Below are 14,081 nucleotides of genomic sequence, written 5' to 3'. Positions count from 1 at the left end.
AGTGCGCATCATCGCCGGGGAGTACAGGGGCAGGCGTATCCGAACCACCGAGGGGCCGGGCTACAGGCCCGCTACGGGCAAGGTGCGGGAGTCCCTGTTCTCCATGCTTGAGTCCCTGGGCGTGGACTGGTCCCAGACCCGGGTGGCGGACATATTCGCGGGCAGCGGGTCTCTTGGCATCGAGGCCTTGAGCCGGGGCGCCCGTGACGCCGTGTTCGTGGAGAAGGCCGCCCAGGCGGCGGCCCTCATCCGTTCCAATCTGGAGGACCTTGGCGTGGAGCGGCGGCGTTGCGGCGTGGTCAAGACGGACGCCCTGCGCTGGCTGGCCTGTGGCGACCGCGGGCCGTTCGGGCTTGTCTTCATCGATCCGCCCTACGGCAAGGACCTGCTGCTGCCCACTCTCGGGCTGCTTCTGGAACACGGGGCGCTCGCGCAGGACGGCATCGTCTGCGTCGAGGTGGAGGCGGGACTCAGGCTGGAAAACCCTCCCCGTCAGGATCTGATTCTTCTTCGTGACAAACTTTACGGGCAAACAAGGATTTGCATATGGCGCAGAAACTAGAGCGGGTGGCGGTCTATCCGGGCACCTTCGATCCTTTTACCAACGGGCATTTGAGTCTGGTGCGCAGGGGCCTTGAAGTCTTCGACAAGGTCATCGTGGGCGTGGCCAAGGACTCGGGCAAGAACCCTCTTTTCACGCTCGATGAGCGGGTGGAGATGATTCGCGAGGTTTTTCGCGGTCAGCTGCGCGTCGAGGTGGAAGGCTTTTCCGGGCTGCTGGTCGAGTACGTGCCAAGCAAGGGCGCCAACACGATCCTGCGCGGGCTCCGTGCGGTCTCGGATTTCGAATACGAATTCCAGATGGCCCTCATGAATCGAAAACTCAAGCCCAGCATCCATACCGTCTTCATGATGACGGATTACCGCTGGCTCTACATCAGCTCGACCATCATCAAGGATGTGGCCAGGCTGGGCGGAGTCGTTGAGGGGCTGGTGCCCGAAAGCATCCTCGCCCGTGTGACCGCGCGCATGGAAGAGAAACGGAACGCTCTGGCTCTGCCTGTTTCCGGAGAGCCGAAGCTGACATGACGGACATTTCGCTTCTCTGTCTGGTCGGAGCCACGGGCACGGGCAAGACCGCAGCGGCTCTGGCGCTGGCCCGGGCGCTTGGTGGCGCGGTGGTCAACTTCGATTCCCGGCAGGTCTATGCCGGACTCGGGGTGGTCACGGCCCAGCCCACGGCACAGGAGCGGGCCGTCTGCCCGCATGCCCTCTACGGATACCTGCCCATAAGCACTCCCGTACGCGCCGGGGCCTTTGCCGGCGAGATCATGGATCAGGCCCGGGCCTATCGGGACAGGGGGCTGGCGCCCATCCTTGTAGGGGGGACCGGCCTTTATCTGAAAAGTCTTGTCGATGGCCTGGCCCCCATTCCCGACATCGATCCGCGTATCCGCGAGGAAGTGGTCCGCGAATGCCAGGCCCTTGGATCGCAGGTTCTGCACGGCCGTCTGCAACTCCTTGATCCCGACTATGCCGCAAAAATCCATCCCAACGATCCCCAGCGCATCTGCCGCGCCCTGGAAGTCATTGCCGCCACCGGACAGACCCTGACCTGGTGGCACGGCCAAACTGCCCGGCCCGCAGGCTTGCGGGTGCTCAAGATCGGCATTTCCGCCGATCTGAATTCCCTGACGCCGCGCCTGGCCCGGCGTATCGACCTGATGCTTGAGGCGGGAGCCCAGGAGGAAGTGCGGCTGGCCTACGAGAGCTGCCCGGACCGCCTGGCTCCGGGGTTTTCCGGCATCGGATGCCCGGAGCTGCTGTCGGTTCTGCTTGACGGCGTGAGCCTCGACCAGGCCCGCCGTGACTGGCTGCGCAGCACCCGGGCCTACGCCAAGCGCCAGCTGACCTGGTTCAACAAGGACAACGAAATTTTCTGGCACCAGCCCGAAGATGTGCGCGGCATCGTGGATCGGGCCGGGCGGTTCCTGGAGTCGGCTGACGTCTCCTGATCCTGCCCTTGTGGAGGTTGCGGCCCGCCGGGGCACGCGGTAGAATTTTCCCTGAAGGAGAGATCCATGCTCAGATGCGTGTTTTGCTTGATACTGATGATGTCCGGCGTGGTGTCCGCCGTAGCGGACCAGCGGGTGGTCGTGCCCGTGAACGGCGGCGAAGGCCAGGCTTCGTTTGTGGACAGGGCGTTCGATGCGGCCCTGGCGCAGGAGGTCGAGGCCGTCCTCGGGACGCCGCTTGCGCAGCCGCGAATGGCCGCGCTCATGGGTATCTTGTCCAAGGAGCGCGATGCCCTCATTCTGGGCTACAGCGAGGTCGCGAACACGGGCGACGCCGAAGTCAACGCCACGGATGCCTCGCGCACGCTGGCGGTGCGCGTTCATGGCCCGGGCCTCAAGGCCCGGCTGCGCGATCTTGGCGTCCTGTTCACGGCCCGGGGGCAGTGGCCCTATGTGCTGCAACTGTCGGGCGTGGAGCCTTCGCGCACCAAGGGCCTTGGCGCGCTGCAGGATTTGTCCGGCCTGAAGCCGACCGTGACCCAAGCCCCGGAAGTGCCTGTCCTTGAGCTTTCCCAGGTCGGCGCCTGGACCGGGGTGTTGACGCTTGGCGAGTGGAAATCCTTCCGCACGGCCAAGACCCTGGACGAGGTCTGGTTTGCGGTGTGGAAAGACTATTTTTCCCGCCCCGGGCTTGCGGTCCAGGGAGAGTCGGGCCTGCTGGTCCGTGTTTCGGGATGGCTGTCGAGCATGGGACCCATGGAATTCGATCGGCTCATGGATTCATGGAGCGGGGAAATCCAGCACAAGACATTGGTCGGCGTGGAGATGGACGGGGCCGGCATGGTTGGTGTCTGGCGGGTCCAGACCCGGTCCAGGGATGCCCTGGCCAGGCGTCTTGAGGATGCCGCCAAGACTCAGGGCTTGATCGTGGAGGTCAGGTAACGCGCACAAAAAATCCCGGTCGGGCCGGGATTTTTTGTGGAAAACGGGGAAAATTCATTCTTTCTTGTCGGATGCGTCCTTGGACTCGGACTTGGGCGTGACGTCGATTTCTTCGGGTTCGCCGGTGGCTTTTTTGAAGTTTTTGATGGCCCGGCCCATACCTGATCCGATTTCAGGCAACTTGTTGGCCCCGAAAATGACCAGGACGATGACCAGTATTATTAGAAGCTCAGGGATACCAATGCCAAACATGTATGCCTCCTCGGGAATGATTGGGCCTCATATACACATAGCGCTCCGGGCAGGTCAACTCTTCCGTGCGGAAGAAAAACCTTGGTTTCCGAAGGGATGGAATGTATTTGTCAAATAGCCGTCCCCTGATTTGTCGTGACTGGGCAGGCCGCCTCGCGGGGACGGCATGAACCGCTTGCTGCGTATGCCCGGGGATGCCTGTCGCTTCTGGGTCGCCGGTCGCTGTCTGTATGAAGAGGCCATGAACCCGGGATTGCGTACGGAATTTTCCTGTACGGTACTAAGAGCCCTCGAAGGCCGTTTCGACGATTTTGTGGTGCGGGGTGAGATTTTGGGGCTGACTTCCGAAGAGGCTGGACGAATTTGGGAACAGCGCATGGCGCAAACCTTGAACATTGACTGGGACTGTGCAAATTTCGATTCCCTGCCGGATGATGGCGGGGAAGTTCTTTGCCGACATTTTATCGAAGGTGTTTGCGTGTTGCGTCTGCCACGTTGCCTTGGACGTTGCCGTCACCACGAGCTTCCTGATGACAAATGATTGCGTGTAAGGAGAGATATATGAGCGAAATGGTGGTGCATTTTCCCTGGTTGCATCCGAAACTGGGCCGCAGCCCCCTTCCGGACGGCGTTGTTTTTTTCGATCCGGGCGTGGACATGGCCACGGATCAGCCCCGTTGGCGTTCGGCCGAACTGCCCTGCCCACCCGCCGAGGTGCGGAGCATGCTCAGGAGCTACATGGAATTCGGCGAGCGTTTTCCAAGGTCCTCGGACATGCAGGCCTATCAGGCGGCGGGACTCGATAATTTTTACACCGACACGACAATGGACATCAAGTCGCAGCTGACCGGGATGGATGCTCCCAAGGAGCCGAGTCCCTCGGACTTGCGGCGTCAGGCCCAGCTTCTGCTGGCCATGGCCCTGTACCGCGAGGAGCAGTTCGTGGCCATCGGCGAGCAGGAAGGGCGTTTTGAAGCCGCGCGGGACGGCTTTGCCGCAGTGCTTGGCCTGGACGACGAGGAGAGCTTCACGCAGCCCGGCGTCTCGGACGAGGCCCTTTTCCCGAGAGCCTGCGTCGAGCTGCCGTGGAAGAATCTCCTGCCTTCGCTGCTCCTGTTTCTGCCCCTGGGCACGCGGCTCTTCATTTCCGACGAGGATGTGGTGCGCGAGCTCGTGTCCATGGACCTGGATTTTTCACCTTGCGCGGACAGGCCGGACGGGCTCGTCTGCTGCGCATTGGACTCTGGAGCGGTGGAACGCGTGTGCGGCCGCAGGATCGATTTGCCCGAGCCCGTCATTCTTATGGCCCGCCCTCTGAATCTTTAACCAGCGAGAACGGTTTATGAGCAAAGAGCAACTCGGCAAGCGTATCAAACGATTCCGGGAAATGAACGAAATCAGTCTTGAGGACCTGGCCCAGCGCACGGGTTTGGAAATTGCGTTTCTCAAATCCCTGGAAGACGACTCGGTCTATCCGTCCCTTGGACCGCTGCTTAAAGTAGCGCGTGGCCTTGGGGTGCGCATGGGCACATTCCTGGATGACGAGTTGGGGCAGGATCCGCTCATCGTGCGTCTGGGGGAAAGGGAGGAGGGGCTCAGCATGCTTGGCGGCAAGGGCTGTTCCGTGGACATGAAGTTCTATTCCCTTGGCAAGGGCAAGACCGATCGGCACATGGAGCCTTTTTTCGTCGAGCTCATGCCTGCCGCCTGCGGCGAGACAAAACTGTCCAGCCACGAAGGCGAGGAGTTCATCGTCGTGCACGAGGGGTGCATCGAAATCACCTACGGAAAGGACGTGCTGACTCTCGGCAAGGGAGATTCCATCTATCTCAATTCCATCGTTCCGCATCACGTGGCGGCTGGCGGGAACGCCCCGGCCTCCATCTATGCGGTGCTCTATTTTCCGGAATAGTCCGGTGTCATCCAAAGGGGGAGTCATGGACAAGCCTGCGTTGCGAGAAATTACCCTGGGCCAGATGCTTGATGAATCCATCATGCAGCACCCTGACAACGAAGCCGTGGTCTACGTGGACCGGAATTTTCGGATGACCTACCGGGAATTCGGGGAGCTGGTTGACAATCTGGCCAAGGGCCTCATGGCCATGGGCGTGCAGAAAGGCGAGAAGATGGCCATCTGGGCCACCAACGTTCCTTACTGGGTCGCTTTCCAGTTCGCCACGGCCAAGATCGGGGCTGTCTTGCTGACGGTCAACACCTTCTACAAGACGGCCGAACTGGAATACCTGCTCAAGCAGTCCGAGTGCGAGAACCTGCTCCTGATCGATTCCTTCAGGGATACGGACTACGTGCAGACCGTGTATGATCTGGTTCCCGAGCTCAAAACCCAGGAGCGGGGCTATCTGCGCAGCGAAAAATTCCCTGATCTCAAACGGGTGTTCTTTCTGGGTCAGGAGAAGCATCGGGGCATGTATTCCATGCCCGAGCTGCTGGCGCTCAGCCGCGTGACCTCGGAAGAGGATTACAAGGCCAGGCAGGCCTCCCTCGATCCCCACGATGTTGTCAACATGCAGTACACCTCGGGCACCACCGGGTTTCCCAAGGGTGTCATGCTGACGCATTACAACATCGGCAACAACGGGTTCTGGATCGGCGAAAACCAGAAATTCACCCACCAGGACCGGGTCTGCCTGCCCGTGCCCCTCTTTCACTGCTTTGGCTGCGTGCTCGGCGTCCTGGCTGCGGTCAGCCACGCCGCCACCCTGGTCATCCTCGAAGGCTTCAATCCGCTGATGGTCCTTTCAGCCGTGGAAGAGGAGAAGTGCACCGCGCTTTACGGCGTGCCCACCATGTTCATCAGCGTGCTCGAACATCGCTCCTTTCCGCGCTACGATCTTTCCTCCCTGCGCACGGGCATCATGGCCGGGTCGCCCTGTCCCGCGCCGGTTATGGAAAAGGTCATGGATCTCATGAACATGAAGGAAATCACGATCTGCTACGGCCTGACCGAGACCTCCCCGGTCATGACCCAGACCCGCGTCAACGATTCCATCGAGCAGCGCACGCGCACCGTGGGCCGGGCCATGCCCGAGATCGAGGTGCGCGTGGTCGACCCGGAGACGAATGAAACCGTGCCTGCGGGCGTGCAGGGCGAGGTCTGCTGCCGGGGCTACAATGTCATGAAGGGCTACTACAACAACCCCGACGCCACGGCCCAGGCCATCGACCCCGACGGCTGGATGCATTCCGGAGACCTCGGCACCATGGACGAGGACGGCTACCTGAGCATCACCGGCCGCCTGAAGGACATGATCATCCGTGGCGGCGAGAACGTCTATCCGCGTGAGATCGAGGAATTCCTCTACCGCATGGAAGGCATAAAAGACGTGCAGGTCGTGGGCGTGCCCAGTCGCAAGTACGGCGAGGAAGTGGGCGCGTTCGTCATCCTGAAAGAAGGCTTCGACTACGCCACCGAGGACATCCGCGACTTCTGTCGTGGCCAGATCTCGCGCTACAAGATCCCGAAGTATGTCGTTTTCCTGGATGAATATCCCATGACGGCGAGCGGCAAGATTCAGAAATTCAAGCTGCGCGACCTGTCCGGGCAGTATTTTCCGGAGGCCATGCAATAGACATGACAGCTGACGCGGGCCAGCCCCGCCGTTTCGACTTGCGCCGGATTCGCGGCGTTGTGTTTGACTGTGACGGAGTGCTGTTCGATTCCAGGGATGTGAACCGTCACTATTACAACCACATTCGCGGCGCCCTCGGCCTTGCGCCCATGAGCCGGGAGGAAGAGGACTACGCGTTCATGCACACCGTGGACAAGGCCATGGCCCGGATCATCCCGGTGGAACTCCGGCCCGAGGCGGCGCATGTGCAGGGGCGTATGACCTACGACGACTTCATCGACCGCATGGTGCCGGAGCCGGGGCTTCTTGAGCTGCTCCATGCCCTGGAGAAGCTCGGGGTGCGCATGGCCGTCAACACCAACCGCAAGAATTCCATGGAGATGGTGCTGGAGCGGTTCGAACTGACGCGGTTCTTCCATCCTGTCATGACTGCGGCCAAGGTGGCCTTGCCCAAACCCGATCCCGAGGGCCTGCGGCGCATTGTCGAAACCTGGGGCCTGCCTGAGCGGGAGATGTCCTACCTCGGGGACTCGTCCGTGGATCAGGAAACCACGAACCGGGCCGGGGTCCCTTTCTGGGCCTACAGGAACCGGGATTTGACGGCCCAACTGCATGTGGACAGTTTCCATGAACTGCGGCAATGGTTTGAGACGGGTTTTTGCGAGATAATCGATTAGTCTGAAATCACGGCGCTCGCGCAAAGCGTCCGCGCCTTCTGAGAGGAATATTAAATGCCTGTTTTTTCTAGTTTTTTTGCGGCCATCTATTATGTGGCCGACAGCGTGTTGTCCCTGTATTTCTGGGTGGTCATCGCCTCCGTGGTCATGAGCTGGATCAATCCCGACCCTTACAATCCCATCGTGCGCGGGATCAGGAGTCTGACCGAGCCTGTTTTTTACCGTATCCGCAAGTGGTTGCCGTTTACGTATATAAGCGGGATTGATTTCTCGCCGTTTGTCGTGGTCCTTGGCATCAAGTTCGTGCAGGTTTTTTTGGCTCGACTGATGTCGCAGATGATGTTTTAGTACTCATGTGTACGGATCACCCGGTTTTCGTCGCGCCGGCCAAGAATGGAGGCTGGCGGCTTGGGCTCTGGGTTCAGCCCGGGGCCAGAAAAACCGAAGTCGCGGGCATGCATGGGGACTATCTGAAGATCCGGTTGCAGGCCCCGGCGGTTGACAACAAGGCCAACAGCGCGTTGACCGTATTCGTGTCCAGAATTTTGGGAATCAAGGCTTCGCAGGTGGTCATCGAGTCCGGGCATGCGTCCCGGCAAAAGAACCTGCTGCTGGACGTGGAGGAAGAGCCTGACTGGAACGTGTTTTCGGAGAAGGCATTGGGCAAACCATAACGCTAAGGAGACATCCTATGGAACAGCAAGACCTCGAACTGATTGCGGCGAATTTGGGTCACGACGAGGAACTCAAGAGTCTGTGGGAGGAACATGTTGGTTTTGAAAAAATTCTGGAACGCTACTCGGGCAAAGCCGCGCTTTCCCCTGCCGAAGATCTGGAAGTGAAGGAATACAAGAAGAAAAAGCTGGCCGGAAAGACCCGGATCCAGACTTTGCTTGAGAAATACAAACGTCAGGAGGGATAGGAAGCCATGGTCCTCACCGGTGCCCAGATTCTAATGGAGTGTTTGAAGCGGGAAGGGGTTGATCTCATTTTCGGATTTCCCGGGGGTGCGGTCATCGACATTTATGACGAGCTCCCCAAGCACCCGATCAAACATATTCTGGTCCGTCACGAACAGGCCGCAGTCCATGCAGCCGACGGTTTTGCAAGGGCATCGGGCAAGGTGGGCGTATGCCTGGTCACTTCCGGACCCGGTGCGACCAACACCGTGACCGGGATCGCCACGGCCTACATGGATTCCATTCCCATGGTTGTGATCACGGGGCAGGTGCCCACGCACCTGATCGGCAACGACGCCTTTCAGGAAGCCGACATCGTGGGCATCACCCGGCCCTGCACCAAGCATAACTATCTGGTCAAGAACGTCGCCGACTTGGCCACGACCATCAAGCAGGCATTTTATATCGCAAGGACAGGTCGGCCGGGTCCTGTCCTCATCGATCTGCCCAAGGACGTGGTCAATTCCAAGACCAAGTTTTCCTATCCCGAGACCATAAGCCTGCGCAGCTACAATCCCAACGTGAATCCGAACCGCAAGCAGCTGCGCAAGGCAGCGGAGCTCATCGCCAACAGCAAGCAGCCCGTGATCTATGCCGGCGGCGGAGTCATCTCCTCCGACAGCGCCGCAGAACTGAAGCAGCTGGCCGAAACATTTCACCTGCCGGTCACGACCACCCTCATGGGGCTTGGCGCATTCCCGGGCGATCATCCCGGGTGGCTCGGCATGCTCGGCATGCACGGGACATTCACGGCCAACATGGCCGTCAACAACTGTGACCTGCTCATCTCCGTGGGCGCGCGTTTCGACGACCGCGTCACGGGTCGGATCAATTCCTTCGCCGCCAGGGCCAAGATCATACACATCGACGTGGACCCCACCTCCATCAGCAAGAACGTGGTCGTGGATGTGCCCATCGTCGCGGACTGCAAGCAGGGCCTGGCCGGGCTCATCGAGGAAGCGGCGAAGATCGAGGGTGTGGACTGGCAGGCCAAGCACGAGGCCTGGAACACGTCCCTGACCGAGATGCGCGCCTCCCATCCGCTTGGCTACGCAAAGAATGGCGGGGCCATCAAGCCGCAGTGGGTGGTGGAGAAAATTCACGAGCTCTCCAAGGGAGAGGCCATCATCGCGACGGAGGTCGGCCAGAACCAGATGTGGGCCGCGCAGTTCTACACCTACCGCAAGCCGCGCACTCTTCTGACCTCCGGCGGTCTTGGAACCATGGGCTACGGTTTTCCGGCGGCCATCGGGGCCCAGTTCGCCTTTCCGGACAAGCTGGTGATCGATATCGCGGGCGACGGCTCCATCCAGATGAACATCCAGGAACTGGCCACGGCGGTCAGTTACAATGTGCCGGTCAAGATCGTCATCCTGAACAACGGCTACCTCGGCATGGTCCGGCAGTGGCAGGAACTTTTCTACAAGAAGAACTATTGCGCCACCTGCCTGCACACCAATCCCGATTTCGTGGCTCTGGCCAAGGCGTACGGAGCGGAGGGCTTCCTGGTCGACAAGGCTGAGGATCTGGAGGCGACGCTGAAAGCTGCCTTCGCCTATCCGGGCCCGGTCATTGTCGATGTACGCGTCGAGCCCGAGGAAAACGTCGCGCCCATGGTCCCGGCAGGCGCGGCCCTGTCGGAAATGTTGCTGGTTTAGGAGGCCGCCATGAGACATGTCTTATCCATACTTGTTGAGAACGAACCTGGAGTTCTGTCCCGCGTGGTCGGCCTTTTCAGCGGCCGGGGATTCAATATCGAATCCCTGAACGTGGGTCCGACCCTGGAGACGGGAGTTTCCCACATCACCATCTGCACCAGCGGTGACGAACAGATCATCGAACAGATCATGAAGCAGCTGCACAAGCTCATCACCGTGATCAAGGTCGTCGATCTGACGCACTTGCAGGCGGTCGAGAGGGAAATCGTGCTCATGAAGGTCGGTGCGGAAGACGCCAAGCGCGCGGAAGTGCTGCGCATAGCGGATATTTTCAGGTGCAAGGTGGTTGATGTCAGCCCTGACGAGCTGACCCTTGAAATCACCGGTGATCAGGGCAAGATAAAGGCCGTTGTGGCCCTTTTGCAGCGTTTCGGCGTCAAGGAGTTCATCCGCGCCGGGACTGTGGCCATGCGCCGCAGCATGCAGCTTGCCGACTGAAGATCAATTGGCTGAGGACCCGTTTTTTCGGGTATCAATATTCACGAGAGAAGGAGACAATATGAAAGTTTATTACGACAAGGACGCGGATCTGAATATACTCAAGGACAAGGTCGTGGCCATCATCGGGTATGGCAGCCAGGGGCACGCTCATGCGCAGAACCTGCGCGACTCCGGTGTGCAGGTCGTCATCGGCCAGCGTCCCGGCGGACCCAACTGGCAGCTGGCGCGCGAGCACGGCTTCGAGCCTGTCAGCGCGGCCGAAGCGGCCAAGAAGGCCGACCTGATCCAGATCCTGGTCCAGGACCAGTATCAGCCCAAGGTCTACGAAGAGGAAATCCTGCCGAATCTGGCCCCGGGCAAGACCCTTGTCTTTGGTCACGGTTTCAACATCCACTACAACCAGATCATCCCCCCCAAGGATGTGGACGTGGTCATGATCGCGCCCAAGGGCCCTGGCCATCTGGTGCGCCGTGAATTCGAGAAGGGCGGCGGAGTGCCTTGTCTGGTAGCAGTCTATCAGGACGCCACGGGGCAGGCCCTGGGCAAGGCTCTGGCCTATGCGGCCGGCGTCGGCGGAACCCGTTCCGGCGTGCTTGAAACCACTTTTCGCGAAGAGACCGAGACCGATCTCTTCGGCGAGCAGGCCGTGCTTTGCGGCGGCGTGAGCGAACTCATCCGCGCCGGTTTCGAGACCTTGACCAAGGCCGGATACCAGCCCGAGATCGCCTTTTTCGAGTGCATGCATGAACTCAAGCTGATCGTTGACCTCCTCTATGAGGGCGGATTCAAGAAGATGCACCATTCCATCAGCGACACGGCCGAATACGGTGACTACGTGACCGGCCCCCGGGTCATCAACGATGAGTCCCGCAAGGCCATGCAGAAGGTGCTCGAAGAGATTCAGGACGGCACCTTCGCCCGCAACTGGATTCTGGAAAACAAGGCGAATCTGCCTTTCTTCCTGGCCAGAAGACGTCAGAGCCACGAGCATCAGGTGGAGAAGGTTGGAGACAGCCTGCGCGAAATGATGGCTTGGCTACAGAAATAATCCCCTCGGGCGGTCGTTTTTCGGCCGCCCGAATCCGTACCGACGTATGAGCGAGATGCATGGATAATCCGCAGAGTGAAGAGCAACTTCTCTCCCAGGCCTGGAACCTGTTCGCCAAGGATGACTATGCCGGAGTCCTGAACATCTGCCGGAGTGGCTATTCCCATGGCGTGCGCAGCTACGACATGGTCCGGCTCATGCTCGACAGCCTGAACAAGCTCGGCAAGGTCCAGGAACAGGCCGAGGTAACCCTCAAGATCCTGGGTGAAAACGATTATCCTCCCAAGGTCGCGGCCAAACTCTATTTTCGCGCCGGTCTCATCTTCCTGCATCAGGACAACCACCAGGAAGCGCGGTCCATTTTTGAGAAAGTGCGTATTCTCGATCCCGATTTTCCGGGCATCGAGCAGCGCATCAAGGCCCTGACTCCCCGTCCCGTCACATCGAGCAGCAGCCGTTATTCCCATCTTCTTGAAAAGAATCTCATCACTGCGGAACAACTCTCGGCGGTGCTGTCCATGGAGGGCAAGGATTCGGATGCCTTGCTGCTCAAGGAATACAAGATCGCCAAGAAGGATCTGGGCGACAGCCTGGCCCGTTTTTACGGCACGGAGTTTGTCCCCTTTTCCGCAGGAAAGGAGCCGCCCTTCGAGCTTTTCGAAAAGCGTCGGCTCGACCCGGACTTTCTCAAACGGTATGGCTGGCTTCCCTTTGCCCAGGAAGGAAACACCATCACCGTGCTCATGACCAACCCCTTCGACCTCGGGCGCCTGGATGAGATCCGTTTCATCTACGGGACGTCCAATGTCGAGGCCAAGGTCACGCTGGCCGGAGACATCGAGCAGTACATCGAGCACTTCTACAAGCAGTTCAGCTCGGGCGAGGACCTGGCCGCCGCTTTCGACGAGGATGTCGAATCCGCCGACATCGTCTCGGCAGGCGAGGAGAACGAGGCCGAGCTGAGCGACCAGGACAGCGAGGTCGTGCGCATGGTCAACGCCCTTTTGGTGGAAGCCTGGCGCAAGAATGTGTCCGATATCCATATCGAGCCCAACCCGCAGTCCCGCTACTGCATGTTCCGTTTCCGACTGGACGGGACCTGCTACGAATTTCGCAAGGTTCGCCTGCCCCTGGCGCGGCCCATCGTGTCGCGTCTGAAGATCATGGCCAGCCTGGACATCGCCGAGCGCCGCCTGCCCCAGGACGGGAAGATCAAGATCAAGCTGCCCGATCGCAACAAGGTCGTGGAATACCGCATGGCCACCATCCCGACGCTGGAAGGCATGGAGGACGTGGTGCTGCGCGTGCTGGCCTCGGGCAAGCCGCTGCCGCTGGACAAGCTCGGCCTGCTGCCGCAGAACAAGGCGGCCTTCGAGAAGCTCATCTACAAGCCCTACGGGCTTATCCTCGTGGTCGGTCCCACGGGTTCGGGCAAGACCACGACCCTGCATTCGGCGGTGAGCTACATAAATACCCCCGAGCGCAAGATCTGGACCGCCGAGGATCCGGTGGAAATCACCCAGGAGGGCCTGCGGCAGGTGCAGGTCCATCCCAAGATCGGCCTGACCTTCGCCTCGGCATTGCGCTCCTTCCTGCGCGCCGACCCGGACGTGATCATGATCGGTGAAATGCGCGACAAGGAAACGGCGCATATCGGCGTGGAATCATCCCTGACCGGTCACCTGGTCCTGTCCACCCTGCACACCAACTCCGCTCCCGAAACGGTGACCCGCCTGCTGGACATGGACCTGGATCCGTTCAATTTCGCGGATTCGCTGCTCTGTGTTCTGGCCCAGCGACTGGTCAAGACCCTGTGTCCGAACTGCAAGAAGGCCTACACTCCGGGAAGCGAGGAAATCGAGGAGATGGGGCTTGAGTTCGGCCAGGGCTGGGAAGTTCAGGCCAAGGAATTCTTGGAAGGCAAGCGGACCCTGTATCGCAAGGTCGGATGCGGGCAGTGCGTGGGCGGTTACAAGGGCCGGGTGGGCGTACATGAACTCATGGTCAATTCATCCGGCATCAAGAATCAGATCAAGCATCGCAAGCCCACCGAGGAGATCCGCGCCCAGGCCGTGGCCGAAGGCATGCTGACCCTAAAGCAGGACGGTATGATGAAGGTCCTGCAGGGCCTGACGGACATGGATCAGGTCAGGGCAGCGAGCGGTTAGCCATGATACTTTCCTCAAGCCAACTCCGGGCCCTCAAGGAGCGCAATGACGAAGAACTGCGCAAGGGCAAGCACGGCAAGTACGGATATCCCGCCCATACCATTCAGGACCTGCTGCAGACCATCGAGGCCATGAAGAAGGAAAAGAAAAAATGGAAGCAGCTGGCCCAGGAACGGGGCAAGGTGTTGCATGATGTGCTGACCCTGACCCTCAAGGCCGCTCCCGCCACTTCAGATCCCGACGACGAGCTTTAGCAGACTGTTGAAAAACG

18 protein-coding genes are annotated in these 14,081 nt (G+C 60.0%); 17 read left to right on the top strand and 1 reads right to left on the bottom strand.

The window, feature by feature from the left end; translation table 11 throughout:
- Position 1: 1 nt before the first annotated feature.
- From rsmD to BMZ40_RS13495, 4 genes are all read left to right on the top strand, one after another.
- Positions 2-562 carry a 16S rRNA (guanine(966)-N(2))-methyltransferase RsmD gene (gene rsmD / locus BMZ40_RS13510; protein WP_092376792.1) on the top strand — a complete coding sequence of 187 codons (561 nt, stop codon included), beginning with the start codon at positions 2-4 and terminating at the stop codon, positions 560-562.
- A complete protein-coding gene (coaD, locus tag BMZ40_RS13505) occupies positions 547-1,089 on the top strand; it encodes a pantetheine-phosphate adenylyltransferase (protein WP_092376789.1) in 543 nt (180 codons plus the stop codon). The genes rsmD and coaD overlap by 16 nt, the downstream gene beginning before the upstream one ends.
- Positions 1,086-2,015 (top strand): tRNA (adenosine(37)-N6)-dimethylallyltransferase MiaA, encoded by a 930-nt coding sequence (gene miaA / locus BMZ40_RS13500; protein ID WP_092376786.1) that lies wholly within the window; start codon positions 1,086-1,088, stop codon positions 2,013-2,015. The genes coaD and miaA overlap by 4 nt, the downstream gene beginning before the upstream one ends.
- A 66-nt stretch (positions 2,016-2,081) precedes the next feature.
- A complete protein-coding gene (locus tag BMZ40_RS13495; protein WP_092376782.1) occupies positions 2,082-2,957 on the top strand; it encodes a hypothetical protein in 876 nt (291 codons plus the stop codon).
- A gap of 54 nt (positions 2,958-3,011) precedes the next feature.
- Here BMZ40_RS13495 and BMZ40_RS13490 read toward each other — a convergent pair whose 3' ends face one another.
- The gene (locus tag BMZ40_RS13490; protein WP_012805609.1) at positions 3,012-3,209 is read right to left on the bottom strand and encodes a twin-arginine translocase TatA/TatE family subunit; all 198 of its coding nucleotides are present in this window, start codon (positions 3,207-3,209) and stop codon (positions 3,012-3,014) included.
- 166 nt (positions 3,210-3,375) lie between these two features.
- On the opposite strand from BMZ40_RS13490, the gene BMZ40_RS13485 reads away from it, so the two are divergent.
- The 13 genes from BMZ40_RS13485 to BMZ40_RS13425 all read left to right on the top strand — a co-directional run bounded on the left by BMZ40_RS13485 (position 3,376) and on the right by BMZ40_RS13425 (position 14,064).
- The gene (locus BMZ40_RS13485; protein WP_092376779.1) at positions 3,376-3,750 is read left to right on the top strand and encodes a hypothetical protein; all 375 of its coding nucleotides are present in this window, start codon (positions 3,376-3,378) and stop codon (positions 3,748-3,750) included.
- A 20-nt stretch (positions 3,751-3,770) separates the two neighbouring features.
- Positions 3,771-4,535 (top strand): hypothetical protein, encoded by a 765-nt coding sequence (locus BMZ40_RS13480; RefSeq protein ID WP_092376776.1) that lies wholly within the window; start codon positions 3,771-3,773, stop codon positions 4,533-4,535.
- Positions 4,536-4,551: 16 nt separating this feature from the next.
- The gene (locus tag BMZ40_RS13475) at positions 4,552-5,121 is read left to right on the top strand and encodes a helix-turn-helix domain-containing protein (protein ID WP_092192174.1); all 570 of its coding nucleotides are present in this window, start codon (positions 4,552-4,554) and stop codon (positions 5,119-5,121) included.
- Positions 5,122-5,146: 25 nt separating this feature from the next.
- Positions 5,147-6,799, top strand: coding sequence for an AMP-binding protein (locus BMZ40_RS13470; protein ID WP_092376773.1), 1,653 nt, complete (start codon positions 5,147-5,149; stop codon positions 6,797-6,799).
- Positions 6,800-6,801: 2 nt separating this feature from the next.
- Positions 6,802-7,476, top strand: coding sequence for an HAD family hydrolase (locus BMZ40_RS13465; protein ID WP_092376770.1), 675 nt, complete (start codon positions 6,802-6,804; stop codon positions 7,474-7,476).
- Between the two features lie 54 nt (positions 7,477-7,530).
- Positions 7,531-7,824, top strand: coding sequence for a YggT family protein (locus BMZ40_RS13460; RefSeq protein WP_092376768.1), 294 nt, complete (start codon positions 7,531-7,533; stop codon positions 7,822-7,824).
- 5 nt (positions 7,825-7,829) lie between these two features.
- Positions 7,830-8,150, top strand: a complete 321-nt coding sequence (locus BMZ40_RS13455; protein WP_092376765.1) for a DUF167 domain-containing protein — start codon at positions 7,830-7,832, stop codon at positions 8,148-8,150.
- Positions 8,151-8,167: 17 nt separating this feature from the next.
- Positions 8,168-8,398 (top strand): DUF465 domain-containing protein, encoded by a 231-nt coding sequence (locus BMZ40_RS13450; RefSeq protein ID WP_092376762.1) that lies wholly within the window; start codon positions 8,168-8,170, stop codon positions 8,396-8,398.
- Positions 8,399-8,404: 6 nt separating this feature from the next.
- On the top strand, positions 8,405-10,093 hold the full coding sequence (gene ilvB / locus BMZ40_RS13445; RefSeq protein WP_092376759.1) for a biosynthetic-type acetolactate synthase large subunit: 1,689 nt from the start codon (positions 8,405-8,407) through the stop codon (positions 10,091-10,093).
- Between the two features lie 9 nt (positions 10,094-10,102).
- A complete protein-coding gene (gene ilvN / locus BMZ40_RS13440; RefSeq protein ID WP_092192162.1) occupies positions 10,103-10,591 on the top strand; it encodes an acetolactate synthase small subunit in 489 nt (162 codons plus the stop codon).
- A gap of 61 nt (positions 10,592-10,652) precedes the next feature.
- A complete protein-coding gene (gene ilvC / locus BMZ40_RS13435; protein WP_092192160.1) occupies positions 10,653-11,642 on the top strand; it encodes a ketol-acid reductoisomerase in 990 nt (329 codons plus the stop codon).
- A 59-nt stretch (positions 11,643-11,701) separates the two neighbouring features.
- Positions 11,702-13,810, top strand: coding sequence for an ATPase, T2SS/T4P/T4SS family (locus BMZ40_RS13430; RefSeq protein WP_092376756.1), 2,109 nt, complete (start codon positions 11,702-11,704; stop codon positions 13,808-13,810).
- A gap of 2 nt (positions 13,811-13,812) precedes the next feature.
- Entirely contained in the window at positions 13,813-14,064 is a 252-nt protein-coding gene (locus BMZ40_RS13425) for a hypothetical protein (protein WP_092376754.1), read from the top strand.
- Positions 14,065-14,081 lie beyond the last annotated feature (17 nt).

The organism is Desulfomicrobium apsheronum, assembly GCF_900114115.1.
In the GTDB taxonomy this organism is placed as follows: domain Bacteria; phylum Desulfobacterota; class Desulfovibrionia; order Desulfovibrionales; family Desulfomicrobiaceae; genus Desulfomicrobium; species Desulfomicrobium apsheronum.
The sequence above is the reverse complement of the archived record's forward strand: the minus strand, read 5'-3'. Positions and strand labels throughout refer to the sequence as shown.